This window comes from Nonomuraea sp. B1E8, from assembly GCF_039871515.1.
In the GTDB taxonomy this organism is placed as follows: Bacteria; Actinomycetota; Actinomycetes; order Streptosporangiales; family Streptosporangiaceae; genus Nonomuraea.
The window spans coordinates 119,813-145,441 of the sequence record NZ_JBDPLS010000006.1; the positions used below are offsets into that span (position 1 = coordinate 119,813).

Sequence of the window (25,629 nt, forward strand, 5' to 3'; positions counted from 1 at the left end):
CCTCTCAGTCGGACCAGTCGGCGGTGATGAGCTCGGGCAGCGGCTCGAACTCCTTGACCGCGTCGAGCGAGGGACCCATGGCGGCGTTGGCCTCGCGTTCGACCATCACCTCCACCAGCACCGGCAGCCGCTCGCGCGCCGACTCGGCCGACGCCCACGCCAGCGCGCCGGGCAGGTCGCCCGGCAGCTCCACGCGGCGCGCCGGGCAGCCGAACGCCTCCATGGCCTTGACATGGTCGATGCCGCCCTCCCCGTAGTGCAGGTCCACGGCGAAGTTCATGTCGTACGGGATCTCCGCCTGCCGGATGAGTCCCAGGTACTCGTTGTTGATCATCACGATGACGAACGGGACGCGGTACTGGGCGGCGACCGCGACCTCCTCCATCAGGAACTGGAAGGAGTAGTCGCCGACCACGGCCACCACCTGGCGTTCGGGATGCGCGCACTTGACGCCCATGGCCGCGGGCACCTCCCAGCCCAGCGGCCCCGCCTGCCCGCAGACCAGGTAGCGCCGCGGCAGGTAGGTCGTCTGGAACTGGCCCGACCAGATCTGGTAGAGCCCGATGGCGGTGACGAACGTGGTGTCCCTGCCGAAATACTCGTTGATCTCCTTGAACACCCTGGGCGGCTTGATCGGCACGTCGTCGAAGTCGTCGCGGCGGGTCATCGTACGGCGCAGGTCGGAGACCCTGCGCACCCACTTGCCCGGCTCCTTCGGCCCGCTCCGCCCGCGCGCCTCGGCCAGCAGGTCGGCGAGCACCGGCTTGGCGTGGCCGACGATCCCCAGGTCGGGCTCGAAGACCCGGCCGATCTGCATGGGCTCGATGTCGACGTGCACGAACTTGCGTCCCCGGCGGTAGACGTCGAGGTCGCCGGTGTGCCGGTCGCCGAAGCGGGCGCCGACGGCCAGCACCAGGTCGCTGTCCAGGAACGCGGCGTTGCCCCACCGCGTCTGGGTCTGGATGCCCGGCATCCCGGCGAACAGCGGGTGGTCCTCGGGGAAGGCGCCCTTGCCCATGAGCGTCACCTGCACCGGCACCTGGAGGTGCTCGGCCAGCGCCCGCAGCTCGCCGCAGGCGTCGGCGATGATCACGCCGCCGCCGGCCAGGATGACGGGTCTCCTGGCCTCGGCCAGGAGGTCCATGGCCTTGCGCACGGCCTTCGGCAGCGGGCGCGGCGCCTCGACGGGCAGCGGCGCGTCCACGTCGCGGTCGTACAGGCAGGTGCCGCGCTGGACGTCGATCGGCAGGTCGATGAGCACCGGCCCCGGCCGGCCCGACCTGGCGATCCTGAACGCCTCGCGGAACACCCACGGCGCCTGGGCGGGCTCCTTGAGCTGCACCGCCCACTTGGTCACCGGACGGGCGATCTCCACGATGTCGACCGCCTGGAACGCCTCCTGGTGCAGCTTCGACGTGGCGGCCTGGCCGGTGACGCAGATCATCGGGATCGAGTCGGCCATCGCCGTGTAGAGACCGGTGATCATGTTGGTGCCGGCGGGGCCCGACGTGCCGATGCAGACGCCGGCGTTCCCCGTCACCCTGGCCCAGCCGTCGGCCGCGTGGGTGCCGCCCTCCTCGTGGCGTACTGTGATGTGCCGGATCGAGCTCTTCTGGAGCGCCGCGTAGAGCGGCAGGATGGCCGCGCCGGGGATGCCGAAGACGGTGTCCACGCCCTCCGACTCCAGGACCGCGACCACGGCCTCCATGCATGGGATGCGATTCACCCGTTCAGCCTTTCGATCACTTTGAGCAAGGCGGAGTGGTCGAGCGAGCCGTGGCCCTGCGCCCTGGCCGCCGCCATGAGCTGGGCGACCTGCCCGGTGAGGGGCAGGCTGACCCCGGCCTCGCGGGCCGCGGCGACGGCGATGCCCATGTCCTTGTGGTGCAGGTCGATGCGGAACCCCGGGGCGAACTCCCGCTTGACCATGGTGTGGCGCTTGAGCTCGAGGATCCTGGAGCCCGCCAGGCCGGCCGCGAGCACGTCCAGCCCGGCGGCCGGGTCGACTCCCGAGGCCTCCAGCAGCACGATGGCCTCCGACACGAGCCCGTACACGCCGCCGACGACGAGCTGGTTGGCCGCCTTGACGGTCTGGCCGGCGCCCGCGGGGCCGACGTGCACCACGGTCGTGCCGAGGCTGCCCAGCACGGGCCCGGCCGCCGCGACGTCCTCGGCGTCGCCGCCCACCATGATCGACAGGGTGCCGTCGATCGCGCCGCGCTCGCCGCCGCTGACCGGGGCGTCCAGCGCCCGTACCCCGGCGGCCGCCGCCTGGCGCGCCACCCTGCGGGAGGTCTCCGGCTTGATGGTGCTCATGTCGATGTAGAGCAGGTTCGGCTTGGCGTACTCGACGACCCGCGGCGCGACCTCCTCCACCTGCGGCGAGTCGGGCAGCATGGTGATCACGACGTCCGCGCCGGCGACCGCGTCGACCACGCCGGTCGCGCCCTTGCCGCCCAGCCCGGCGAGCTGCTCGACCCGCTCGGCGCTGATGTCGTACCCGGTCACGGCGTGCCCGGCCTTGACGAGGTTGGCGGCCATGGGGCTGCCCATGATCCCCAAGCCGATGAAGCCGATGTTCATGTGCGCCTCCAGTCGAATGCGCCCGGCCCTTCGTGCCGGTACTCCAGGCCGACGTGGCCGCGGTAGCCGGCGGCCTCCAGCCGCGCGAAGATCTCCTGGTACGGCATGCGCCCGCTGCCCGGCCGTCCCCTGCCGGGGTCGTCGGCGATCTGCACGTGGCCGAAGCGTTCCGCGTGCCCGTCGATGAGCGCGAGCACGTCCTCGCCCATCCGGTGCAGGTGGTAGAGGTCGGCCAGGAAGGCCACGTTGTCCCTGCCGACCTCGTCGATCAGCTCGAACGCCGCCTGCGACGACGTGATCGGATATTTCGGGTTCTCGTGGGAGTTGAGGGCTTCGACGACCACGGTCGCGCCGATCTCCGCCGCCGCGTCCGCCGCCCTCCTCACGTTCGCCACGGCCAGGTCCCTGTCGGTGCCGGGGCCGTTGCCGTACAGGGCGTTGAGCACCCCGCAGCCCAGCTCGCCCGCCAGCCGGACCGTCACGTCGATGTTCGCCCGGAACCTGGCCGAGTCACCGGGCCTGGCCAGCAGGCCGCGATCGCCCGCCGCCATGTTCCCGGCGTCGAAGTTGAGCCCCGTGAGGCGCACCCCCGCGTCCTCGACGGCCTGCCGCAGCGCCGCCAGCTCCGCGCCCGCGGGGTCGGGGCCGTCGAACGGCCACCACATCTCCACGGCGTCGAACCCCGCCTTGGCCGCCGCGGCCGGACGCTCCAGCAGCGGCAGGTCGGTGAACAGGATGGACAGATTGACGGTGAACCTCACGACGACCTCCCTTCGCGGATGGCGCGGAGGAGGCGGGCCGTCTCCGAGGGGGTGCGGCCGACGCGGACGCCGACGGCCTCCAGGGCCTCCTTCTTGGCCTGGGCGGTGCCGGACGAGCCGGACACGATCGCGCCCGCGTGCCCCATGGTCTTGCCCTCCGGCGCGGTGAAGCCGGCGACGTAGGCGACCACGGGCTTGGTGACGTTCGCGGCGATGTAGGCGGCGGCCCGCTCCTCGGCGTCACCGCCGATCTCCCCGATCATGACGATGGCGTCGGTGCCCGGATCCTCCTCGAACGCCTGGAGGCAGTCGATGTGGGTGGTGCCGATGACCGGGTCGCCGCCGATGCCGACGGCGGTGGAGAAGCCGAGGTCGCGCAGCTCGTACATCAGCTGGTACGTCAGCGTGCCCGACTTGGAGACCAGCCCGATGCGCCCGGCGGAGGTGATGTCGGCCGGGATGATGCCGGCGGAGGACTGGCCGGGGCTGATCAGGCCGGGGCAGTTGGGCCCGATGATCCTGGTGCGGCCGCTCGCCAGCGCGCGGAAGCGTACGGCGTCGTGCACGGGGACGCCCTCGGTGATGACCACGCAGAGCGGGATGCCCGCCTCGACGGCCTCCTCCACGGCCGAGCCGGTGAACCGGGGCGGCACGAAGACCACGGAGACGTCGGCCCCCGTCTCGGCCATCGCCTCGGCCACGGAGCCGAACACGGGCACCGTCCGCTCGCCGAAGTCCACCGAGCGCCCGCCCTTGCCGGGGGTCACCCCGGCCACGATGTCGGTGCCCGCGGCGAGCATGCGGGCCGTGTGCCTGCTGCCCTCGGCGCCCGTCATGCCCTGCACGAGCACCCGGCTGTCCTTGGTCAGGAAGATCGCCATCATGCACCTGCCGCGAGTCTGGCCGCCGTCTCGGCGGCGCCGTCCATGGTCGAGACCTGGCGGACGGCCGGGTGCCTGGCGTCGCTCAGGATGCGCCGGCCCACCTCGGCGTTGTTGCCGTCCAGCCGTACGACGATGGGCCTGCCGTGGCCGCGTTCGCCGAGAAGTTCGAGTGCGGTGACGATGCCGTTCGCCACCGCGTCGCAGGCGGTGATGCCGCCGAAGACGTTGACCAGCACCGAGCGCACGCCGGGGTCGTCCAGGATGATCTCCAGCCCGTCGGCCATGACCTTGGCGGACGCGCCGCCGCCGATGTCCAGGAAGTTGGCGGGGGCGGCCCCCGCTCCGGCGACCACGTCGAGCGTGCTCATGACCAGGCCCGCGCCGTTGCCGATCACGCCGACCTCGCCGTCGAGCTTGACGTAGTTCAGTCCCTTGGCCCGGGCGCGGGCCTCCAGGCCGTCCGCGTGTTCCTCCCGCTCCCAGGAGTGGCGGAAGGCGGAGTTGTCGTCCAGGGTCACCTTGCCGTCGAGCGCCACGATCCGCTGGTCGGTGGTGCAGATCAGCGGGTTCACCTCGACCAGCAGGGCGTCCTCGGCGACCAGCACCCGCCACAGCTTCTCCAGCGTCTCGGCCGCCTGCTCGGGCAGGCCCGCCTTGGCGGCGAGCGCCCGCGCGGTCTCGGCGTCCACTCCGGACACCGGGTCGACGGGGAGCTTCACCAGCGCGTCGGGGTCGGTGGCGGCGAGCTCTTCGATCTCCATGCCGCCCTGGCTCGACACCATGGCCAGGAACCCGCCCTCGGCCCGGTCGACCAGGAAGGCCGCGTAGTACTCCTCGAACGGCACGGTCGCGGTCTCGACCAGCACGCTGCGCGCGACGTGCCCCTTGATGTCCATGCCGAGGACGCGGTCGGCCTCCACTTCCGCGGTGACCGGCCCCGCCGCGGTCCTGATGCCGCCCGCCTTGCCGCGTCCGCCGGTCTTGACCTGGGCCTTGATGACAACGGGCGCGTTCAGCTCGGCCGCGATCGCGCCGGCCTGCGCGGGGGTGGTGGCGACCCTGCCGGCGGGGACCGGGATCCCGTGACGCCCGAAGAGCTCCTTCGCCTGGTATTCGTACAGGTCCATTCGAGCCTCCTTTGTAGACGGTATACCGTATGGAATATCCCTCGTCTAGGGTCTCGACAGGGCTCCGTCTACTGGATATTCCATACAGTATGGAGAATGCAGTTCGAGACTGGCGTGGCCGCTCGTACCTTCCCGGGCCCGTCCCCGCCGACCGCAAGCGCATGTTCTGGCTGTCTTGGGCCGCCATGGCCGCGATCAGCCCGCTGCAGTACGGCTACGCCGCGCTGCTCGCCCAGAAAGAGCTGACCCTGCTGGCCGTCTGGATCGCCTGCCAGGCGGCGGGCGCGCTGCCCGCCCTTCACCTGGTGCGGCGCGGGCGCCTCAGCGTACGCGCGAGCCTGGCGCTCGGAGCGGCGCTGAGCGGGCTCGGCCTCGTCACGGCGGCCCTCACGGTCGCGGCGCCGCCGGCCGGTGGCGCCGCCACCGCGCTCGCGGGCGGCGCCCTGGGCTCCGTGAGCCTGGCCGCTCTCACCGGCTACGGGCTGCTCGGCGGGCTGGGCGCGGGCCTGGTCTACGGCGTCTGCGGCGAGGTCGTCTCCTCCTGGTTCCCGGAACGGCCCGCCGCCCGGGTCGGCCTGATCACCGGCGCCTTCGGGTACGGGGCGGTACCCCTGCTGCTCTGGGCCGGCATCGCCCCCAGCGCCACGCGGGCCGCCTTCCTGACCGCCGCGGCCGTCGCGGTGGCGGTCATCGGGACGGCCGCCCGCCACCTCCGGCTCCCCCCGGCCCTGTGGTGGCCCGACGACGTCGACCCGCGCACGCACGCCCTCGACGCGGCGCGGTTGCGCGTCACCCCGGAGGCGGCCAGGCAGTTCCTGCTCGCCCAGGCGCTGCGCACGCGGACGTTGCCCGCGCTCGCCCTGATCCTGACCTGCGCGGGAGCCGTGTCGGTCTTCGACGTGATCGTGGTCGCGGGCACGGGGACGTGGGGCGCGGTGGCCCTCATGGTGGCGCTGAACGGCGCCAGCAGGTCGGTGGCCATGCGCTGCTCGGAGCTGTTCGGCCGCAGGCGGGTGCTGGCCGCCGTGCTGGGCGCGCTCGCGGCCGGCCAGGTGCTGCTGGCCGCCGGTGGCGCGCATGTGGGCGGCTCGCCGGCGCAGGTGAACGTCAGCGCCGGCCTGCTCTGGCTCGGCGCGATCGCGGCCGGGCTGGGCGGTGGCGCCTTCTACCCGCTGCTCGCCAGCCTGGTGCGCGAGTTCTTCGGCACCGAGCGCGCCGGCGAGATCCACGCCGTCATCTACAGCGCCAAGGCGCTGGCGGGCGTCGGCGCCGTGGCCCTGGCCATGGCGGCCCTGGCCGCTCCCGGCGCCGCGCTGCTGACCGCCGCCGCCCTGGCCGCGCTGCCCGCGCTGGCCGCGCCCCGCCTGCGTATCCCCGGCCTGCCCGCGACGATCCCGCTGTGATGAGACTCACGACCATGGACAATCGTGGGCCGGTATGCTGTAGGCAGTCGACCAAAAACTTTTAGCTCAGCCCTGGAGACGTGCCCATGTTGCTGTCGGATCAGGCCGGTCAGACGGCGGCCGCGAAGATTCCCCGTCCCGCCACGCTCCGGGAGAGCGTCATAGAGGCTATCCAAGAGCTCATCGTCTCCGGCCAGCTCAAGCCCGGCCAGCACCTCGTCGAGAGCGAGCTGGCCGAGCTGCTCGGGGTCTCCCGGCAGCCGGTCCGCGAGGCGCTGCAGCAGCTCAGCGGCGAGGGCTGGGTCGACCTGCACCCGGGCCAGGGGGCGTTCGTGCACGTCCCGACGCTTGAGGAGGCCGATCAGCTGCTGGCCGTCCGCACGCTGCTCGAGACCGAGTCGGCCCGGCTGGCCGCCGTGCACGCCGGCGAGGACGGCGTGAGACGGCTGCGCGCGTTGTGCTCGCGCGGCATCGCCGCGGTGCAGTCCGACGACGTCGACGCGGCCGTCGCCACCAACTCCGAGCTGCACGCCCTGGTGACCGACCTGTCGGGCAACAAGGTCCTCGCGGAGCTGGCCGCCCAGGTGGCCAGGCGCGTGCGGTGGTATCACACGCCGGTGGCCCGCCAGCGCGGCATGGCCTCGTGGGACGAGCACGCCTCGCTGATCGACGCCATCGAGGCGGGCGACGAGGACCGCGCCGCCAAGATCATGCGCGACCACACCGAGCACACCCGCGCCTCCTACATGGAGCAGCGGGAGAACGAGCCCGTGGAGCCCGCGCCCAAGCCGGTGCGCCGGCGCCGCCCGCGCACGCCGTCCGCGGGCTGACCGCGGTGTAGACCCGCGCGGGGCGACCCGCGTGCGGACCCGCGCGGGCCGACCCGCGCGGAGCGTCCAGAAAGACCTGCTCGGACCCGCCGCGGGGTGACCTGCGGGGATGACCCGCGGGGTGATCTGACGTTCACAGAAGACGACATGCTGCGTAACACCTCGGGCAGAGGATGCGTAGCAGAGATGGGAGGTGCATGACCGTGAAGGCGCTGATCCGCTTTCTCCTAGGTGATCCCGCGGGGCATTCCGCCGACGGCCGGATGATCGGCCTCGGCCTCAGCACGGCGCTCAGGAAGCACTACTCCGCCGACGACGCGGAGCGCTACCTGAGCCAGTGGACCGCGGAGCACGACGTACGCCAGAGCCCCCGATGCTGAGCGGGTCGCAACGTCAGTGAACGAGTTCCGCCGGGGCGGTTGATCCACGCGCCGGCGAGGAAGAACGATGTGGATCGTGGCCTGGGAGCCGGCGCGGAGATGTCCCGCGACCTGAGGCCGATGGCCAGGTCATGATGCGGAACGAGACAGACGCTCACGCGTGCTTTCCTGCAGGATGACGAGGAAGGCCTTGCCGAGTGCATCGGGAACGGTACGCGTGTAGGCGGTGAGTTCCCGGTGCACCGCCGGTGACGGCTGAAGGGCGTAGCCCTCGTATCCGTCCGGCACGATGTTGGCAGGCACCAGCGCCGGCCCGAGGCCTGCGGCCGCGAGGACGGGCGCGGACGCGGTCTGTTCGGTCCGCACCGCGATGCCGGGTTGGAACGACGCTTTCGCGCACGCCGCGTTGAGGACGTCGGCGAGGCCGTTGTCGGGTGCGTAGTGCACCCAGCGGCGCTCACGGAGCTCGCCGAGCCGCACCTCCGTGGCCCTGCGGACGGCGAGCGGGTCGTCGCGCGAGACCACGATGACGAAGTTCTCGATGCCGAGCGTGTGGATGGGGCCCGTCCAGTCCGACGGGCGGGGCCCGATGGCCAGGTCCGCCTGCCCTTCCGCCATGGCCCTGGTCAGCTCGTCCGCGTGCCGGTGCTCGTGGAGGCGTACGTCGACGTCGGGGTGGCGCCGGCTCCACAGCCGCAGGGCGGCGGGCAGCAGGCCGAGACTGATCGAGTAGGTGGTCGCGAGCCGCAGCTCGCCGCCGGCCAGCCCCACCGACTGCCTGGCCGCCGACAGAGCGCTGGCCGCGTCGAGGAGGACGGCCCTGGCGTGGGGCAGGAAGGCGCGTCCGGCTGGGGTGAGATGCGCGCCGCGTGATGCTCGTTCCAGCAGCGTGGCGCCTACGGACCGTTCGAGCGCCTGGATCTGGTGGGACAGCGCGGGCTGCGTGACGTGGAGCTGCGCGGCGGCCCGCGTGAAGGAGCCCTCTTCCACGACGGTGACGAGGTATTCGATCTGACGCAGGCTCACCATAAACAGAGCCTATCGGATCTATGAAATATATGAGTTCGACTAATCGGTGCGCCTGCCACGAAACTCTTCCCACAGCCCACGTTCGACGGAAAGAGGCCACTGTGACCTACCTGGACGAGCTCCCCCTCGCAGGCGACGTCGTGGCGACGGACTTCAGCGACTGGCCGGCGAGCCTCCGGGAGGAGTTCCGGGCCAACGCTCACAACGGCCAGGTCGGCGGGCTGCTGCTCCATGAGTCCGAGCGGGTGCGCGTCTGGCAGATCACGCTCGCCCCCGGCGAGCGGCTGCCGGCGCACCGGCACGTGCTCGACTATTTCTGGACGGCGCTGACCGACGGACGCAGCCGCCAGCACACCCACGACGGGACCACGCGCGAAGTCTCCTACCGCCGCGGCGAAACCCGTGAGTACGTCTTCGGCGCCGGGGAGTACCTGCTGCACGACCTGGAGAACGTCGGCGGCGACGAACTGGCCTTCATCACGGTGGAACACCTCCGCAGCGCGAACCCCCCGCTCCCACTCAGCTGACGACGGCACCACGGCAAAGGCATGGTCCCATGGCAATCACCGACCCAGACGCGACCACCACCACACGGCGGCGCGGAACCCTGACCCCCCGCCAGGTCGGCTTCGCGGCCATGATCGGGAACGCGATCGAACTCTACGACTTCATCCTGTACTCCTTCATCGCGGCCAGCGTGTTCGGCCCGCTGTTCTTCCCCGGCTTCGAGCCGTGGCTCGGCACCCTGGCCGCGTTCTCGGGGCACGCGGTCGCCTTCCTCGTCCGGCCGCTGGGGGCGACGGTGTTCGGGCGCATGGGGGACCGGCTCGGCCGCAGACCCGCCCTGCTGGCGTCGCTGGCCATCATGGGAGTGGCCACGGTCGGCATCGGGCTGCTCCCGACCTATGCCGCGATCGGCGTGGCCGCTCCCGTCATCCTGGTGGCGCTGCGGATGCTGCAGGGACTGGCCGTGGGCGGCGAATATCCCGGCGCCGTCGTCGTCGCCGTCGAACACGCGCCTCCGAGGCTCGCCACGCTCTACGGCGCCTTCCCGCAGATCGGGAACATGATCGGCATCCTGTCCGCCGGCGCGTCGATGCTGGTCGTCAACCTCGTGGTCGGGCAGGCCACCTGGCAGGCCTGGGGCTGGCGGGTGCCGTTCCTGCTCAGCGGAGTGCTGGTCGTCCTCGGCCTCCTCCTGCGCACCCGGCTCTCCGAGACGCCGGAGTTCGTCGAGGCATCGAGCCGGGTGGCCGCGCAGCGCCGCGCATCCCACGGGCGGCTCGGCACGCTGTTCCGCCAGGCACGGCGGCCGCTGCTGATCTGCGTGCTGATGTGGATCGGGCCGGTCACCTTCGGCTACGCGTTCCTCACCAGCCTGCTGGCGTACGTCGGCACGTACCAGCCGACGCTGTCCGCTATGGACGTGCAGCTCGGGCTGGTGCTGACCGGCTTGACCCTGGTCGTCCTCGTGGCGGTCAGCGGCAGGTACGGCGACGCGTGGGGCCGCGAGCGCGTCGTGATCGTCTCAGGCGTGCTGACGATGGCATGGGCCGTCCCGTCCTACCTGCTGATCGGCACAGGCGACCGGTACGCGCTGTGGCTGGCCATGACCGTCGGCGCCGTCTCGTACGGGATCTTCGGCGGGGTGGTGCCGGCGATGATGTCGCAGTTGTTCCCGGTCGAGGTGCGCTACGTCGGCGTCGCCACCGTCATCGCGATCAGCGCGCTGGTCGGCGGCGGCTTGCTGCCGCTCCCGACTCTGGCCGCCGTAGGCGCTCTGGGCGGATCATCCGTGCCGATGATGACGATGATGGGCCTGTCCGGCCTGGCCACCATGATCGGCGGCGCTCTGCTGCACCGCAACCGCGCCGCCCTCCACGCGACGCGGTGAGCACGCAGCCATGCCCCTGGATCCGCAGGCCGCCGCTCTGCTGGACAGCGCGACGAGAAACCACACCCCCGCCGGCCGCATGACGGTCGCCGGGGCCCGCGCCGGCATCGTGAAGTACCTGGAGCTGCAGGGCGAGCCGGAGCCCGTGGCCCGTGTCCGGGACGTGGCCATTCCCGGGCCTGCCTCCGCGTTGCCAGCCCGGGCCCACTATCCCCACGGCGAGCCGCCGTACCCGTGCCTCGTCCACTTCCACGGGGGCGGCTGGGTGAGCGGCGACCCCGGGATATACGACCGGGCCTCGCGCAGGCTGGCGAACGCCACAGGCTGCGCCGTCATCACGGTCGGCTACCGCAAGGCTCCGGAGAACCGCTTTCCCGCCCCGCTCGACGACTGCCACGCGGCCGTGTCGTGGATCGCCGGGAACGCCGCCGACCTGCAGATCGACGCGAACCGGATCGGCGTCTCCGGCGACAGCGCCGGCGGCAACCTGGCCGCTGCGACGTGCCTGCGCGCCCGCGACGCGGGCGGGCCCGCGCTCCGCCTCCAGATCCTCATCTACCCGGCCACCGACGCGGCCTGCGCGACCGCCTCCCACGAGACGTACGCGCGCGGCTACGGGCTGGAAAGCCGCACCATGCGATGGAACTGGGCCCAGTACCTGGGAACCCACGACCCGGCGGACCCCTACGCCTCGCCGCTGCGGGCCCGGCTCGACGGGCTGCCGCCCGCGCTCGTGACCACCGCGGAGTTCGACCCGCTGCGCGACGAAGGCGAACTGTACGCCGCGCGCCTGGCCGCGGCCGGAACGCCCGTCACGCTCACCCGCTACGACGGGATGATCCACGCCTTCTACCTGGCCGGTCGTGCCTTCCGACGCACCGACGCGCTCTACGCCCAGATCGGCGACGTGACGCGCGAGCACCTTCTGCAGTAACCGACCACCACCCTTCGAACAGGAGAACCACCCCATGAGCACCCAGCGCAAGGTCGCCCTCGTCGTCGGCGCCCAGGGGGTGATCGGCCGCAACCTGGTCGACCACCTCTCCGGCTGCGACGACTGGGAGGTGATCGGCCTGTCGCGCCGCTCCGGGCCGGACAGCGGCCGCGTCCGGAACATCTCGGTCGACCTGCTCGACCCGGAGGACTGCGGCAAGAAGCTCTCCGGCCTGAACGAGGTCACCCACATCTTCTACGCCGCCTACCAGGAACGGCCGACCTGGGCCGAACTCGTACCGCCGAACCTCGCGATGCTCGTCAACGTCGTCGACGCCGTCGAGCCCTTCGCACACGACCTGGCTCACATCAGCCTGATGCAGGGCTACAAGGTGTACGGCGCTCACCTCGGACCGTTCAGGACGCCGGCCCGCGAGTCGGACCCGCCCCACATGCCGCCCGAGTTCAACGTCGACCAGCAGGAGTTCCTGGAGCAGCGGCAGCGGGGCAAGTCCTGGACGTGGTCGGCGATCCGCCCGTCCGTCGTGTGCGGCTTCGCCCTCGGCAACCCCATGAACCTGGCCATGGTGATCGCCGTCTACGGCTCCATCGCCAAGGAACTCGGCGTGCCCATGCGCTTCCCCGGCAAGCCGGGGGCCTACCACAGCCTCCTCGAGATGACCGACGCCGGGCTGCTCGCCAGGGCGACCGTCTGGGCTGCGACCGATCCCCGGTGCGCCAACCAGGCGTTCAACATCAACAACGGCGACCTGTTCCGGTGGAACGACATGTGGCCGAAGATCGCCAGATTCTTCGACCTGGAGGTCTCCGACCCGCTTCCCATGTCGCTGGCGACCGTCATGGCCGACAAAGCTCCGCTCTGGGAGGAGATGACACGCAAGTACGGCCTGGAGCCGCACACGTACGAGGAGCTGTCATCGTGGGGGTTCGGCGACTTCGTGTTCTCCTGGGACTATGACATGTTCGCCGACGGCACCAAGGCCCGGCGCCTCGGCTTCCACGAGTTCGTCGACACCGAGGAGATGTTCCTCGGCATCCTGGCCGACATGCGCGAACGCCGCGTCATCCCCTGAGCCGGTCCCCCGGCCACACCGGGAACGACACGTCGTGACCTCGCCCAGGGCGGGCGGGGCCGAGCACGGCGGGGTGCATGGGCCCGACCGCCGGCGTCACCCCGCCGGACCCGGCGCCGGCGTCACCCCGCCGGACCCGGCGGGCGGCACGGAGAGCGCGAGGGCTGGCAGCGCGGCGCCGGTCCCTGGGTCAACGATCGGCGGTTTCCGGCTCCGCCACCTCCGCCCTGGCGTCGCGAGCCGACTTGATCAGGCTCAGCACCGTGGTCACCGCCAGGGTGCCGAGGATGACGCCGAGAGAGACCATGATCGGGATCTCCGGCGCCCACGACACGCCGTCGTGGTGCAGGGCCTCGAGGATCAGCTTCACCCCGATGAAGGCCAGCACCACCGACAGCCCCTTGCTCAGGTAGACGAGCCGGTCCAGCAGCCCGCCGATGAGGAAGAAGAGCTGCCGCAGCCCCATGAGGGCGAAGGCGTTGGCGGTGAACACCAGATAGGGCTCCTTGGTGAGCCCGAAGATGGCCGGGATGGAGTCGAGCGCGAACAACAGGTCGGTCGTCCCGATGGCGACCATCACGATCAGCATGGGGGTGACCATCCTGCGGCCCAGATGCACGGTGAGCCGGGCGCCGTGATAGGTGTCCGTGGTCGGGAGCACCCGGCGCACCGTGCGCAGGGCGAGGTTCTCGGAGAACTCCGCGTCGTCGTCCTCGTGGCCGATCAGCTTCCACGCGGTGTAGACGAGGAACGCGCCGAAGACGTAGAAGAGCCAGTCGAACCTGGAGACCGCCTCGGCGCCGGCCGCGATGAAGGCGCCGCGCATCATCAGCGCCAGGATGATGCCGATGAGCAGCACCTTCTGGCGGTACTGACGCGGCACCTGGAACCGGCTCATGATCAGCAGGAAGACGAAGAGGTTGTCCACGCTGAGCGAATACTCGGTGATCCACCCGGCGAAGAACTCCCCGCCGTGCGCGGGGCCCGACAACAGGAGCAGACCGGCGCCGAAGGCCACCGCCAGACCCACGTAGAACGACACCCAGGCCACACATTCCCTGAAGGAGGGTTCGTGCGGGTTGCGGGCGACGAGGTAGAAGTCGAACGCGAGCACGATGCAGAATCCGCCGATCGTGGCCAGCCAGACCCAGACGGGCAGGTTCATCGACGCGACCCCTTCCTGGCCGCCTGCAGGGCCTGGGCGTGCCTGATGTACTCACCGAGCAGCGCCTTGGCCTCAGGGTTCGCGCCGGCCCTGCGCATGAGCCAGTGCGGCATGAGCCGCTCGTGCAGCCAGACGAAGCCGATCGCGAAGCCGAGCGCCACCATCGCCTGGTACGCCAGGAACGGCAGCACGCCGTCGGCCATGCCGACCCCGGCCACGCTCTCCTGCATGAGCCGCGACACGGGGAAGGCCGCCATCCAGAACAGTCCGACGGGCCCGAAGGTCCCGGGCCGGAACACGCCGTGGCCCAGGAGCACGCCGTACAGGCCGCCGAAGAGGCCGAGCGGCACGGCGAGCGCGAGGGCCGACAGCGCGGCCATCCCGGTGGGCTGCCCCGCGAGCAGGGTCAGCCCACCGGCCATGGCACCGGCGGCGGCTCCGATCGACGCCCCTGGCAGGGCGAGTTCGAGGCTGTGCCGTCCGATCATCAGCCCACGACCACGCCGTAGGCGAACAGGCTGTAGAACAACATCCCCAGGTAGAACACCGCGCCGAACCCGATGATCAGGTTGGTCCACCACTTGGGCCTGATCGGTTTGGGCAACATGCGGTTGTTCACCAGGAGCAGGGTCACGCAGTACGCGCCCATCGCGAACGTCGACAGGAACGCCAGCGTGTCCAGGATCCCGCTGGGTCCGTCGGCCGGGCCGAACAGCAGGATCAGGATGCCGAAGGTGATCACGCCCCAGAGGAAGATCGCGTACAGGTGCGACATGCGGACCTTCTTCGCGCCGGGCACGAAGTTGTACGTCATGTCGGCCTGGCCTCTGGAGAAGGAGTCGAACAACCCCAGCGTCGCGTTCAGGCCGATGAGCGCGATGAACCCGAGGAAGACGACCCCGAGTACCGAGCTGCCCGCGGAGGAGACCGCGTCCGCCATCGCGGTGAGCGCCACCTCCCGGTCATCGCCTGCGATCACGTCGCGCACGCCCGGGTTCTGCCGCACCGCCGACTGGGCGATCACCGTGAAGGAGATCGTGACCAGCATGGTGATGCCCCAGAACAGCAGGAGGGCGTCGAAGGTGACCCAGCGCCGCCAGCCCTTCCACTTGGCCATCTCCGCCGGGTCGTCGGTGTCGAACATGAACCCGCGCGCGGGCATCTCCTCCTGCTCGCCCGCGTGCCGCAGCCCGCGGACCTTCGGCATGTGCGCGCCCATGCCGGCGCCGGAGTCACGCAGGTGCAGCGTGTACCACATCTGCTGCATGCCCGACGGGCCGGCGAACGCGCACGCCCCGACGATCACCGGGAACCAGGCCGCGGTCATGGCCTCCGGCGGCAGGTAGCCGAAGGAGAACATGCCGGTGATCGTGGTGACCACGTCGTTGAAGGTGCCGACCATGGCGGCGACCACGGCCGTGCCGAGCACGAGCGCGCCGATGAGCAGCGACAGCACGTTCTCCAGCACGTTGTAGATCACCTTGGCCAGGCTGAAGATCACGCCGACGAGGAGCAACCCGGCGACCGCGGTCACCACCCACGGTATGCCGGTGATCTCCTCGAACGCCGCCGCTCCCGCCGACAGGTGTCCCGGCCAGATGTAGACGGCGATGGCGACGACGAAGAAGAACCACATCAGCGGCTTGAACACCCTGGCCGCGCCGGAGAAGATGCTCTCCCCCGTGGCCATGGCGTACCGCGCCATCTCCAGCATCACCACAGCCTGCAGGGTGACGCCGATCAGGAACAGCCACCGGATCTCCGGCCCGAACAGCAGCACCAGCCGGGGCCACATGTACGACTCGCCCATGCCCACGCCCAGGGCGACGAGGAAGACCGTCGGCCCGAGAATGTGCACCGAAGGAGGCGCGTCGGGGAGTTTCCTGATGGGCATCGGCTCGAGCCGGCCCGCTTTCCATACTCGTTCGTCCTCCGCCGGTGGCGCGGTCCGCGCCGCCGGCGGTGTGTTCGATGTGTCCACCTACGGACCTCCTGGGGGGTTGTTGCCTTTCTGCGCTGCTGCCCCGAATGGCCCCCTCGCCTGGCTGCTGTGCGATCGATCGGCTCTAGCTCAGCAGCCCGGCCGCCCTGGCCCAGCGGTACTTCGCACCGAGGACCGCCACGGGCTTCTCAGTCGTGTACGGGTACGCGACCACGCCATGCTCGAACAGGTATTCGCTGGCCTCCTCAACTTCGGTGTCCCCGGCGAGCGACGCCACGACCGGCTTGACGTTGCCCTTCTGCCGCTCCTCCGCCACGACGCGGGCGATGAGCTCGGCGAAGACCATCGGCGGCGTCACGATCGTGTGCCAGTAGCCCAGGACGAGCGCGTGGATGCGCTCGTCGGCCAGGCCGAGGCGGACCGTGTTCTCGTACGTCGATGGCGGTTCGCCGCCGGTGATGTCGATGGGATTGCCCGCCGCTCCGAAGGGCGGGATGTAGGCGCGGAAGGCCTCGTCCAGGTCGGGCGGGATGTCCATGAGCGTCAGCCCGGCGTCGACGATGGCGTCGGAGAGCAGCACGCCCGAGCCGCCCGCCCCGGTGATGATGACGACGTTCTCGCCCTTGGGCGCGGGCAGGATCGGCAGCGCGCGGGCGTACTCCAGCATGTCGTTGAGGCCCGGCGCGCGCACCACCCCGGCCTGCCGGAGGATGTCGTCGTAGACCTTGTCGTCGCCGGCCAGGGCCCCGGTGTGCGAGCCGGCCGCCCGCGCGCCCATCGCGGTGCGTCCCGCCTTGAGCACGATGACCGGCTTCTCCTTGACCACGCGGCGGGCGGCGTCGACGAAGCCGCGCCCGTCCTTGAGGTCCTCCAGGTGCATGGCCACGGCCTTGGTGTTGTCGTCCTGCTCGAAGAAGGTGAGCAGGTCGTCCTCGTCCACGTCGGCCTTGTTGCCGACGCCGACGATGGCGGAGACGCCCATCTTGGTGGTGCGGCTGAAGCCCAGGATGGCCATGCCGATGCCGCCGCTCTGCGAGGTCAGCGCCACGCTGCCCTTCACGTCGTACGGCGTGCAGAACGTCGCGCAGAGGTTCTCCGGCGTGTAGTAGTAGCCGTAGATGTTGGGGCCCAGCATGCGCACGCCGTGCCTGCGCGCGATCTCGACGATCTCCTGCTGGCCCTCGACGTTGCCCGTCTCGGCGAACCCCGACGGGATCATGACGGCGCCCGCCACGCCCTTCTTCCCTGCCTCCTCCAGCGCCGCCGCGACGAACTTGGCGGGGATGGCGAACACGGCCACGTCCACGTCGCCGGGAACGTCGGAGATGCTCTTGTACGCGGGCAGCCCCATGATCTCGTCGGCCTTGGGGTTGATCGGCAGGATCTGCCCCTGGTAGCCGCCGTTGATGAGGTTGCGCATGACGGAGTTGCCGATCTTGCCGGTCTCCGCGGAGGCGCCGATCACGGCGACCGAGCGCGGCTTGAAGATCCGCGTCATCTGCCGGAGGATCTCCTCGCGCGGCAGCCGGGCGACCTCCGCGGGTTTGTCCCCGATGAGGATGCGCACGTCGGCGGCGACCGCGTCGTTCGCGTCGGCGAAGACGGGGTTGAGGTCGACCTCGATGATCTCGGGGAAGTCGGAGACCAGCCGGCCGACCCGCTCGATCAGGCCCGCGAGCGCCTCCCGGTTGGCGGGTTCGGCGCCGCGAGCACCACGGAGGACTTCCGCCGCCCTGATGTCGTCCAGCATCCCAAAGGCATCTTCGCCCGAAAGCGGGGCCAGCCTGAAGGTAACGTCCTGCAAAACTTCGACCAGGACACCGCCAAGTCCGAAGGCGACGACCTTGCCGAACGTGGGGTCGGTGACGGCGCCGACGATGACCTCGTGGCCGCCGCCGACCAGTTGCTGCACCTGGATGCCGTCGATCTTCGCGTCGGGGTCGTAGGCGCGGGCGTTGGCCAGGATCGTGTCGTAGCCCTCCCGTACCTCGTCGGCGCTCTTCAGGCCGACCAGCACGCCGCCGGCGTCCGTCTTGTGCAGGATGTCGGGCGAGACGATCTTGAGGACGACCGGGAGCCCGATCCTCTCGGCGATCTCCGCCGCCTCCGCGGCCGACGTGGCCAGCCCCTCGCCCGGGGTCGCGATGCCGTACTCCTCGCACAGCCTGCGCCCTTCGGGTGCCGTCAGGGCGGTGCGCCCTTCGGCGAGCGCCTTGTCGATGACTTCCCTGACCGCGCTTATGGTCGCGCTCGCTACGGGCCCTCCCTGGTTACGCGGGCTACCGCTGTCGGGCCCTACTCGCCGCTCCACTTAGATGACTCCGTTCGTCTTGAGTTCGGCAAGCTCGTCCGCGCTGACGCCGAGCTCGCCGTAGATGTCCTGGTTGTGCTCGCCGAGCAGGGGCGGGGTGACGACGTCCACCGGAGAGTCGGACAACTGCAGCGGGCTGCCGACCGTCACGAACTCACCGCGCTCCGGATGGTCGACCTTGACGACGATGCCCTCCTCGCGCAGGCTCTCGTCCTCCACCAGCTCCTTGGTCGACAGGATCGGCCCGCAAGGGACGTTGGCGCCGTTGAGCCGGTCGAGCACCGTCCACTTGTCGTGGCGGATCGTCCACTCCTCGATGAGCTGGAACATCTTGTCCAGCTTGGTCAGCCGCGCCTCCGGCGTCGCCCACTCGGGGTCGTCCGCCAGCTCGGGACGGCCGATGATGTTCGCGATCGGCTCCCAGCCGACCGGCTGCACGATCACGTAGATGTAGTCGTTGGGGCCTCCGGGAGCGCAGCGCACCGCCCAGCCCGGCTGGCCGCCGCCGCTGGCGTTGCCCGAGCGGGGCACCTCGTCGCCGAACGTCTTGTTGGGATACTCGCGCAGCGGGCCGTGCGCCAGCCGCTGCTGGTCGCGCAGCTTGACCCGGCACAGGTTCAGCACGGCGTGCTGCATGGCCACCTGTACGCGCTGGCCGCGCTGGGTCTGCTGGCGCTGGTAGAGGGCCGCCAGAATGCCGGCGACCGCGTGGATGCCGGTGCCCGAGTCGCCGATCTGCGCCCCGGTGGCCAGCGGCGGGCCCTCCTCGAAGCCGGTGGTGCTCATCGAGCCGCCCATCGCCTGCGCGATCACCTCGTACGCCTTGAACTTGGCGTACCGGCCGGAGCCGAAGCCCTTGATCGAGGCGTAGATGAGGCGGGGGTTGAGCTCCTGGAGGCGTTCCCAGGTGAAGCCCATGCGGTCGACCGCGCCCGGCCCGAAGTTCTCGACCAGGACGTCCGCGTTCTTCACGAGCTCGGTGAAGAGCTCCTTGCCGCGCTCGCTCTTCATGTTGAGGGTGATGCTGCGCTTGTTGCAGTTGAGCATCGTGAAATAGAGGCTGTCGACGTCTGGCACGTCACGGAGTTGCTGCCGGGTGATGTCGCCTTTGGGTGCTTCCAGCTTGACCACGTCCGCGCCCAGCCACGCGAGCATCTGGGTGGCGGACGGGCCGGACTGGACATGGGTCATGTCGAGGACGCGGACACCTTCGAGAGCCTTCATGTCGCTTTTCCCCTACTTGTACATGGTCTGGTTCATCGTTCCGGGGGCGTAGACGTCCGGATCGACCCATACGTTGATCAGTGAGGGCTTGCCCGACTCCCTGGCCCGCTCCAGCGCGGGACGGATGTCGGCCGGGTCCCGGACCTCCTCGCCGTGGCCGCCGAGGAGTTTGGCGAACTCGCCGTAACGGATGTCGCCGAGGGTGTTGCCGACGCGTGCGCGGTCCTCGCCGTACTTGGCGGCCTGGCCGTACCTGATCTGGTTCATCGAGGAGTTGTTGCCGATGACCCCGATGAACGGCAGGTCGAAGCGGACCATCGTCTCGAAGTCCCAGCCGGTCAGGCTGAAGGCGCCGTCACCGAACAGGCACAGCACCTCCTTGTCGCGCCGCGCCTGCTTGGCCGCCATCGCGAAGGCGGTGCCGACGCCGAGCGTGCCGAGCGGTCCCGGGTCCATCCAGTGGCCGGGCGACTTCGGCTGCACGACCTGGCCGGAGAAGGTGACGATGTCGCCGCCGTCGCCGATGTAGATGGTGTCCTCGGTGAGGAACTCGTTGATCTCGTGGACGAGGCGGTAGGGGTCGATGGGCTGGGCGTCGGAGTGCTGGCGGGGCAGGCGCTTCTCGTACGCCTGGGTCTCGACCGTGCGCAGTTCCTCGAGCCACGCCTTGCGCTTGGCCGCGGCGTCCCCGATGCGGCCGCTCGCCGCCTGGGCCGCGGCGGAGAGGATGAGGCCGGCGTCGCCGACGATGCCCAGGTCGATGTCCCGGTTCTTGCCGACGGTGCGGTAGTCGAGGTCGATCTGGACGACGGTCGCGGTCGGCGACAGGCGCTTGCCGTACCCCATCCTGAAGTCGAACGGGGTGCCGACGATGATGATCAGGTCGGCCTCGGTGAAGGCGTACCTGCGGCTGAGCTGGAAGTGGTGCGGGTCGCCCGGCGCGAGCGTGCCGCGGCCCGAGCCGTTCATGTACGCGGGCACGTTGAGCGCCCTGACGAAGTCGATCGCCGCGTCGGTCGCCCGGCACGTCCAGACCTGGCTCCCGAGCAAAATCGCCGGCTTCTCGGCGTGCGCCAGCAGGTCGGCCAGCCGCTCGATCGCCTCGGGGTCGCCGGCCTGGCGGGTGGAGGCCCGGTAGCGGCCGGTCTCCGGGATCCGCGCCTTCTCGAGCGGGACCTTCGCGTCGAGCACGTCGCGCGGGATCTCCAGGAACGACGGGCCGGGAGCGCCGTGGTAGCACTCGCGGAAGGCCATGGACACGATGTCGGCCACCCGTTCCGTGCTCGGCACCGTGGCCGCGAACTTGGTGATGGGGGCCATCATGTCCACGTGCGGCAGGTCCTGGAGCGAGCCCATCTTGTGCTGGCTCAGAGCCCCCTGGCCGCCGATGAGCAACATGGGGCTCTCGGCGCGGAAGGCGTTGGCCACGCCGGTGACCGCGTCGGTCGTGCCCGGTCCGGCGGTGACCACCGCGCAGCCGGGCTTGCCGGTGATGCGCGCGTATCCGTCCGCGGCGTGCGCGGCTACCTGTTCGTGGCGTACGTCTATGACCTCGATGCCCTCATCGACGCAGCCGTCATAGATATCGATGATGTGGCCGCCGCAGAGCGTGTAGATCACTTCTACGCCCTCGGCCTTGAGTGCCTTGGCTACGAGATGACCGCCAGAGATCGTTTCCGACATCCTTCAACCCTTTCCGGGGGACGGAGCGCTGTCTTCCGCATACTGCATACCGTATGAACGCAATGGTTACTCCCTCCTGAACGGCCTGTCTAGCCCCCCTGGGGCAACTCGATCAGCTCGACCTGCTCACCGGACCACCCCGGAGGCACCACGGCCAGGGCATCCGCGAGCGCGGCGCCCCACAACGAACCGGGCCGGTCATGGCCCACCGGCACGGCCCCGCGGCCGGACCTCCTGACCGGCACCAGCCGCGTGTCCCTCGGGTGCACGCTGACCGGCCCGGCGAGCGCGCTCGTCTCCCCGCCGGCCGATGGGCCGGCCGCTGGGCCGGCCGATGGGCCCGCCGCCTCGCGTACGATAGGGGCCAGCAGGGTGAGCGCCGCGGCGAGGGCCGCGAACGGGTTGCCCGGCAGCCCCACGACGAGCCCGCCGCCAGGCAGCCGGGCCAGCATCTGCGGGTGCCCCGGACGCACGGCCACGCCGTCGACGAGGAGTTCCGCCCCGAGCTCGGCCAGCACGCCCCGGAGGTGGTCGGCGGGCCCTTTCGACGACGCCCCGCACACGACGGCCACGTCGCCGCCCGTCCCCGTCGTGAAGGGCGGCGCGGCGAGGGCTTCGCGGAGGGCGCCGGGCCCGTCGGGCAGGCGGGTCGTGCCGACGACGCGGCCGCCCGCCCACTCCACGAGGCCGGGCAGGAACGGCCCGATGGCGTCGCGGACCCGGCCCGGCGCGGGGAGCCCTTCGTGCACCACCTCGTCGCCGGTGACCAGGACCGACACCCGGATCTGGGGCCGTACCCGCAGGGTGTCGTGGCCGAGCGAGGCGGCCAGCCCGAGCACGGCGGGGGTGACCATGGCGCCCGCCCCGAGCACGACCGCGCCCTCGGCGATGTCCTCGCCCCGCCGCCGGATGTGCCGCCCGGCCTCGACCGTGCCGCCCACCCACAGGGGATCCGCCCCCGGACGCCGGTGCGGTCCCGGGACCGCACGGGCGTCGGGACGTCCGGGAGGCGGTGCCGCGATCGTGTGTTCGTAGGGCAGCACCGCCTCCGCCCCCGCCGGGGCGGGGGCGCCGGTGGCGATCTCCACCGCCTCCCCCGCCCGCAGCACTCCCCCGTACGGCGCTCCCCCGGCCAGGACGCCGCCCACGACCAGCCACGGCCCCGGGCCCGCCACGGCGTAGCCGTCCATCGCCGCCACGTCCACGCCCGGTACCGGCACCAGCGCCGTCAAGGGAGCGGTCAGGCGGCGGCCCAGCGCCTCCTGGAGCGGGACTCGCGCCGGCTCCAACCGCCCCACCGACCGTGCCGCGAGGGCCCGCGCGGCGGCCCATGACATCGCTTCCACCACTGCTTCATGCCGAACAACGGTCACAGGTACGCTCCTTGACCCGACTTTTTCCATACTGTATACCGAATGCACGGTACGGGGGCCGTACAGACAGTCCGACGCGAGAACGGAGCGGATGATGAAGGTCGCTGTTCTTGGCGCCGGCGCCATCGGCGCATACGTGGGGGCCGCCCTCCACAGAGCGGGAGTCGAGGTGCACCTCATCGCCAGAGGCGAGCACCTGCAGGCGATACGCGCCGCCGGTGTGCGGGTGCTCACCCCCAGGGGCGATTTCGTCGCCCATCCCCATGCCACCGACGACCCCACCGAGGTCGGCCCGGTGGACCACATCTTCCTGGGCCTCAAGGCGAACAGTTACGCCTCCGCCGGCCCCATGATCCGGCCGCTTCTGCACGAGGCCACGAGCGTCATCGCCGCGCAGAACGGCATCCCGTGGTGGTACTTCCACGGGCTCAAGGGCCCGTACGAGGGCTACCGCATCGAGAGCGTCGACCCGGGCGGCGCGGTGACGGCCGCGCTGCCGCTGCACCGGGCGATCGGCTGCGTGGTCTACGCCGCCACCGAGATCGAGGCGCCGGGTGTGATCCGCCACCTCGAGGGCACCAGGTTCTCCATCGGCGAGCCGAACGGCGAGCTGACCGAGCGGTGCGCCGCCTTCAGCCAGGCAGCGGTGGAGGGCGGGCTGAAGTGCCCGGTGGAGCGTGATCTCCGCCGGGATGTCTGGATCAAACTCATGGGCAACATCGCCTTCAACCCGATCAGCGCGCTCGCCAGGGCGACGATGGCCGGGATCTGCCGCCACGACGGCACCAGGGAGCTGGTCGTGGCCATGATGCGGGAGACGGTCGAGGTGGCGCGGCGGGTGGGCTGCGACCCCGGCATCTCGATCGAGCGCCGGCTGCGGGGGGCCGAGAAGGCCGGCGAGCACAAGACGTCCACGCTCCAGGATCTGGAGAAGGGCAAACCGCTGGAGCTCGACGTGCTGCTGGCGGCGGTGGTCGAGCTGGCCGACCTCACCGGAGCGGAGGTGCCGACCCTGCGCGCGATCCACGCTGTGAGCGATCTGCTGAACACGAACCTTGTCCGCGCGGTCTAGCTGGGAATACCGTGATTGTATACAGAATGGAGGGATCATGAGCTATGACCGCCTGACCCATCCACTGGTGCGCGAGAACGGCGTGCTGCGCAGGGCGAGCTGGGAGGAAGCGCTGGAGCGCGCGGCGGAGGGATTCCGCCGCAACGTCGCCAAGCACGGCCCCGACTGCTTCGCCATGTTGTCGTGCGCCCGTTCCACCAACGAGATGAACTACGTCGGGCAGAAGTTCACCCGCGTGGTGATAGGCACCAACAACGTGGACTCCTGCAACCGCACGTGCCACGCGCCGAGCGTGGCCGGGTTGTCGGCGGTGTTCGGCAGTGGCGGCGGCACCTCCTCCTACCAGGAGGTCGAGGACACCGACGTGATCGTCATGTGGGGCTCGGCGGCCAGGAACGCCCACCCCATCTTCTTCCAGCACGTCCTCAAGGGCATCCGCAAGGGCGCGCGGATGTTCGCGGTCGACCCCCGCCGCACCGGCACCGCCCAGTGGGCCGACCTGTGGCTGGGGCTCAACGTCGGCACGGACATCCCGCTCGCCCACGCGGTGGCCCGCGAGATCATCCACTCCGGCCTGCACAACGAGGCGTTCATCGAGCGGGCCACGATCGGCTTCGAGGAGTTCAAGGAGTCGGTCGAGCCGTGGACGCTCAGTGCGGCCGAGCAGGTCACCGGGGTGCCCGCGGCCGCCATCCGCGAGCTGGCCCACGCCTACGCCCGCGCCGACCGCGCCCAGCTGTGCTGGACGCTCGGCATCACCGAGCACCACAACGCCACCGACAACGTACGGGCACTGATCAACCTGTCCCTGCTGACCGGCCACGTCGGCCGCTACGGATCTGGCCTGTCGCCGCTGCGCGGGCAGAACAACGTGCAGGGCGGCGGCGACATGGGCGCCATCCCCAACCGCCTGCCCGGCTTCCAGGACATCCTCGACCCGGGCATCAGGGCCAGGTTCGAGAGCGCGTGGGGCCGGCCGATCCAGCCGAAGTACGGGCACAACCTCACCGAGATGCTCGAGGCGATGGCCGAGGGCGAGGTCACCACCTGCTATCTGATCGGTGAGAATCCCGTGCAGTCGGAGGCCGACTCGCTGGCCTGCGTCAAGCGCCTGTCCATGCTCGACCACCTCGTCGTGCAGGACATCTTCCTCACCAAGACCGCCCAGATGGCCGACGTCGTGCTGCCTGCCAGCGCCGCCTGGTGCGAGGCGGACGGCACGTTCACCAACAGCGAGCGCCGCGTCCAGCGGGTGCGCAAGGCCCTGGAGCCGCCGGGCGAGGCGCGCGACGACATCTGGATCATGTGCGAGATCGCCCGCAGGCTGGGCCACGACTGGCACTACGACGGCGCGGAGGAGGTCTGGAACGAACTGCGCGCCCTGTCCCCCCAGCACACGGGCATGACCTACCAGCGGCTGGCCGACCTGCAGGGCATCCAGTGGCCCTGCCCGTCGGAGGACGAGCTGGAGCCCCCATACCTGCACGGCAGGCTCTGGGAGAACGACCCGTCGAAGCGGGGCATGCCGGCGCCGTTCGCGGTGTTGCGGCACTCGCCGCCGGTGGACCTGCTGGACGACGAGTATCCGCTGCGGCTGACCACGGGCCGGCGGCTCGACTCCTACAACACCGGCGTGCAGTCGTCCGGCTTCGCCTCACCGCTGCGCCGCGGGGAGACCATCGAGCTCTGCCCCGAGGACGCCGAGCGGCTCGGGCTGACCGAGGGCGAGGAGGTGCGGATCACCTCGCGGCGCGGCTCGGTGACCGCGCCGGTGTACATCGATCCCGCCCTGCGGCCGGGGCTCGTGTTCATGACGTTCCACTTCCCCGACGAGGTGGACACCAACTCCTTGACCATCGAGGCCACCGACCCGATCTCGGGCACGGCCGAGTTCAAGGCCGCCGCCGTACGCGTCGAGAAGCTCGTCAAGGCTGGGTGATC

General features: G+C 70.8%; 22 protein-coding genes. 9 read left to right on the forward strand and 13 right to left on the reverse strand.

Going from position 1 to position 25,629, the window contains the following annotated elements; all coding sequences use genetic code 11:
• Window positions 1-4 precede the first annotated feature (4 nt).
• Genes gcl through sucC form a run of 5 tightly spaced genes read right to left on the reverse strand, consistent with a single transcriptional unit; the run spans window position 5 to window position 5,355 of the window.
• Window positions 5-1,708: a glyoxylate carboligase gene (gene gcl / locus ABGA98_RS21215; protein ID WP_347620094.1), complete on the reverse strand. Its 1,704-nt coding sequence runs from the start codon at window positions 1,706-1,708 to the stop codon at window positions 5-7.
• A 14-nt stretch (window positions 1,709-1,722) separates the two neighbouring features.
• Window positions 1,723-2,583: an NAD(P)-dependent oxidoreductase gene (locus tag ABGA98_RS21220; RefSeq protein ID WP_347620095.1), complete on the reverse strand. Its 861-nt coding sequence runs from the start codon at window positions 2,581-2,583 to the stop codon at window positions 1,723-1,725.
• Window positions 2,580-3,344: a TIM barrel protein gene (locus ABGA98_RS21225; RefSeq protein ID WP_347620096.1), complete on the reverse strand. Its 765-nt coding sequence runs from the start codon at window positions 3,342-3,344 to the stop codon at window positions 2,580-2,582. The genes ABGA98_RS21220 and ABGA98_RS21225 overlap by 4 nt, the downstream gene beginning before the upstream one ends.
• Window positions 3,341-4,225, reverse strand: a complete 885-nt coding sequence (gene sucD, locus ABGA98_RS21230; protein WP_347620455.1) for a succinate--CoA ligase subunit alpha — start codon at window positions 4,223-4,225, stop codon at window positions 3,341-3,343. Before sucD ends, ABGA98_RS21225 begins: the two co-directional genes overlap by 4 nt.
• Complete coding sequence (sucC, locus tag ABGA98_RS21235; RefSeq protein ID WP_347620097.1) at window positions 4,225-5,355, reverse strand: ADP-forming succinate--CoA ligase subunit beta; 1,131 nt, start codon at window positions 5,353-5,355, stop codon at window positions 4,225-4,227. Before sucC ends, sucD begins: the two co-directional genes overlap by 1 nt.
• An 89-nt stretch (window positions 5,356-5,444) precedes the next feature.
• Between sucC and ABGA98_RS21240 the strand changes: the two genes are divergently transcribed.
• The 3 genes from ABGA98_RS21240 to ABGA98_RS21250 all read left to right on the forward strand — a co-directional run bounded on the left by ABGA98_RS21240 (window position 5,445) and on the right by ABGA98_RS21250 (window position 7,968).
• The gene (locus ABGA98_RS21240) at window positions 5,445-6,758 is read left to right on the forward strand and encodes a hypothetical protein (protein WP_347620098.1); all 1,314 of its coding nucleotides are present in this window, start codon (window positions 5,445-5,447) and stop codon (window positions 6,756-6,758) included.
• 86 nt (window positions 6,759-6,844) lie between these two features.
• Window positions 6,845-7,588: a GntR family transcriptional regulator gene (locus tag ABGA98_RS21245; protein ID WP_347620099.1), complete on the forward strand. Its 744-nt coding sequence runs from the start codon at window positions 6,845-6,847 to the stop codon at window positions 7,586-7,588.
• Between the two features lie 203 nt (window positions 7,589-7,791).
• A complete protein-coding gene (locus ABGA98_RS21250; RefSeq protein ID WP_347620100.1) occupies window positions 7,792-7,968 on the forward strand; it encodes a hypothetical protein in 177 nt (58 codons plus the stop codon).
• 129 nt (window positions 7,969-8,097) lie between these two features.
• Here ABGA98_RS21250 and ABGA98_RS21255 read toward each other — a convergent pair whose 3' ends face one another.
• Window positions 8,098-8,997, reverse strand: coding sequence for a LysR family transcriptional regulator (locus tag ABGA98_RS21255; RefSeq protein WP_347620101.1), 900 nt, complete (start codon window positions 8,995-8,997; stop codon window positions 8,098-8,100).
• 101 nt (window positions 8,998-9,098) lie between these two features.
• Between ABGA98_RS21255 and ABGA98_RS21260 the strand changes: the two genes are divergently transcribed.
• From ABGA98_RS21260 to ABGA98_RS21275, 4 genes are read left to right on the forward strand one after another with little or no spacing between them, the layout of a single operon-like run.
• Window positions 9,099-9,524, forward strand: coding sequence for a hypothetical protein (locus tag ABGA98_RS21260; protein WP_347620102.1), 426 nt, complete (start codon window positions 9,099-9,101; stop codon window positions 9,522-9,524).
• A gap of 29 nt (window positions 9,525-9,553) precedes the next feature.
• On the forward strand, window positions 9,554-10,891 hold the full coding sequence (locus ABGA98_RS21265; protein ID WP_347620103.1) for an MFS transporter: 1,338 nt from the start codon (window positions 9,554-9,556) through the stop codon (window positions 10,889-10,891).
• Window positions 10,892-10,901: 10 nt separating this feature from the next.
• A complete protein-coding gene (locus ABGA98_RS21270) occupies window positions 10,902-11,825 on the forward strand; it encodes an alpha/beta hydrolase (protein ID WP_347620104.1) in 924 nt (307 codons plus the stop codon).
• A gap of 34 nt (window positions 11,826-11,859) precedes the next feature.
• Window positions 11,860-12,918 carry an SDR family oxidoreductase gene (locus tag ABGA98_RS21275; protein WP_347620105.1) on the forward strand — a complete coding sequence of 353 codons (1,059 nt, stop codon included), beginning with the start codon at window positions 11,860-11,862 and terminating at the stop codon, window positions 12,916-12,918.
• 190 nt (window positions 12,919-13,108) lie between these two features.
• On the opposite strand, the gene ABGA98_RS21280 is transcribed toward ABGA98_RS21275, so the two are convergent.
• From ABGA98_RS21280 to ABGA98_RS21310, 7 genes are all read right to left on the reverse strand, one after another.
• A complete protein-coding gene (locus ABGA98_RS21280; protein ID WP_347620106.1) occupies window positions 13,109-14,083 on the reverse strand; it encodes a TerC family protein in 975 nt (324 codons plus the stop codon).
• A complete protein-coding gene (locus tag ABGA98_RS21285; protein WP_347620107.1) occupies window positions 14,080-14,571 on the reverse strand; it encodes a hypothetical protein in 492 nt (163 codons plus the stop codon). Before ABGA98_RS21285 ends, ABGA98_RS21280 begins: the two co-directional genes overlap by 4 nt.
• Complete coding sequence (locus tag ABGA98_RS21290) at window positions 14,571-16,064, reverse strand: Nramp family divalent metal transporter (RefSeq protein ID WP_347620108.1); 1,494 nt, start codon at window positions 16,062-16,064, stop codon at window positions 14,571-14,573. Before ABGA98_RS21290 ends, ABGA98_RS21285 begins: the two co-directional genes overlap by 1 nt.
• 85 nt (window positions 16,065-16,149) lie before the next feature.
• Window positions 16,150-18,267 (reverse strand): acetate--CoA ligase family protein, encoded by a 2,118-nt coding sequence (locus ABGA98_RS21295; RefSeq protein ID WP_347620456.1) that lies wholly within the window; start codon window positions 18,265-18,267, stop codon window positions 16,150-16,152.
• Between the two features lie 69 nt (window positions 18,268-18,336).
• Window positions 18,337-19,560: a formyl-CoA transferase gene (gene frc / locus ABGA98_RS21300; RefSeq protein ID WP_347620109.1), complete on the reverse strand. Its 1,224-nt coding sequence runs from the start codon at window positions 19,558-19,560 to the stop codon at window positions 18,337-18,339.
• A 12-nt stretch (window positions 19,561-19,572) separates the two neighbouring features.
• Complete coding sequence (locus tag ABGA98_RS21305; RefSeq protein ID WP_347620110.1) at window positions 19,573-21,243, reverse strand: thiamine pyrophosphate-binding protein; 1,671 nt, start codon at window positions 21,241-21,243, stop codon at window positions 19,573-19,575.
• A gap of 89 nt (window positions 21,244-21,332) precedes the next feature.
• The gene (locus tag ABGA98_RS21310; RefSeq protein WP_347620457.1) at window positions 21,333-22,580 is read right to left on the reverse strand and encodes a molybdopterin-binding protein; all 1,248 of its coding nucleotides are present in this window, start codon (window positions 22,578-22,580) and stop codon (window positions 21,333-21,335) included.
• Window positions 22,581-22,710: 130 nt separating this feature from the next.
• Between ABGA98_RS21310 and ABGA98_RS21315 the strand changes: the two genes are divergently transcribed.
• Window positions 22,711-23,688: a 2-dehydropantoate 2-reductase gene (locus ABGA98_RS21315; protein WP_347620111.1), complete on the forward strand. Its 978-nt coding sequence runs from the start codon at window positions 22,711-22,713 to the stop codon at window positions 23,686-23,688.
• A gap of 37 nt (window positions 23,689-23,725) precedes the next feature.
• Window positions 23,726-25,627 (forward strand): molybdopterin-dependent oxidoreductase, encoded by a 1,902-nt coding sequence (locus ABGA98_RS21320; RefSeq protein ID WP_347620112.1) that lies wholly within the window; start codon window positions 23,726-23,728, stop codon window positions 25,625-25,627.
• The last annotated feature ends 2 nt before the right edge of the window (window positions 25,628-25,629 follow it).

Coding starts and splice junctions, on each gene's coding strand:
- gcl (WP_347620094.1), bottom strand. CDS start 1,708: ATGGAGGCCGTGGTCGCGGTCCTGGAGTCGGAGGGCGTGGACACCGTC.
- ABGA98_RS21220 (WP_347620095.1), bottom strand. CDS start 2,583: ATGAACATCGGCTTCATCGGCTTGGGGATCATGGGCAGCCCCATGGCC.
- sucD (WP_347620455.1), bottom strand. CDS start 4,225: ATGGCGATCTTCCTGACCAAGGACAGCCGGGTGCTCGTGCAGGGCATG.
- sucC (WP_347620097.1), bottom strand. CDS start 5,355: ATGGACCTGTACGAATACCAGGCGAAGGAGCTCTTCGGGCGTCACGGG.
- ABGA98_RS21240 (WP_347620098.1), top strand. CDS start 5,445: ATGGAGAATGCAGTTCGAGACTGGCGTGGCCGCTCGTACCTTCCCGGG.
- ABGA98_RS21245 (WP_347620099.1), top strand. CDS start 6,845: ATGTTGCTGTCGGATCAGGCCGGTCAGACGGCGGCCGCGAAGATTCCC.
- ABGA98_RS21255 (WP_347620101.1), bottom strand. CDS start 8,997: ATGGTGAGCCTGCGTCAGATCGAATACCTCGTCACCGTCGTGGAAGAG.
- ABGA98_RS21265 (WP_347620103.1), top strand. CDS start 9,554: ATGGCAATCACCGACCCAGACGCGACCACCACCACACGGCGGCGCGGA.
- ABGA98_RS21270 (WP_347620104.1), top strand. CDS start 10,902: ATGCCCCTGGATCCGCAGGCCGCCGCTCTGCTGGACAGCGCGACGAGA.
- ABGA98_RS21275 (WP_347620105.1), top strand. CDS start 11,860: ATGAGCACCCAGCGCAAGGTCGCCCTCGTCGTCGGCGCCCAGGGGGTG.
- ABGA98_RS21280 (WP_347620106.1), bottom strand. CDS start 14,083: ATGAACCTGCCCGTCTGGGTCTGGCTGGCCACGATCGGCGGATTCTGC.
- ABGA98_RS21285 (WP_347620107.1), bottom strand. CDS start 14,571: ATGATCGGACGGCACAGCCTCGAACTCGCCCTGCCAGGGGCGTCGATC.
- frc (WP_347620109.1), bottom strand. CDS start 19,560: ATGAAGGCTCTCGAAGGTGTCCGCGTCCTCGACATGACCCATGTCCAG.
- ABGA98_RS21305 (WP_347620110.1), bottom strand. CDS start 21,243: ATGTCGGAAACGATCTCTGGCGGTCATCTCGTAGCCAAGGCACTCAAG.
- ABGA98_RS21310 (WP_347620457.1), bottom strand. CDS start 22,580: ATGTCATGGGCCGCCGCGCGGGCCCTCGCGGCACGGTCGGTGGGGCGG.
- ABGA98_RS21315 (WP_347620111.1), top strand. CDS start 22,711: ATGAAGGTCGCTGTTCTTGGCGCCGGCGCCATCGGCGCATACGTGGGG.
- ABGA98_RS21320 (WP_347620112.1), top strand. CDS start 23,726: ATGAGCTATGACCGCCTGACCCATCCACTGGTGCGCGAGAACGGCGTG.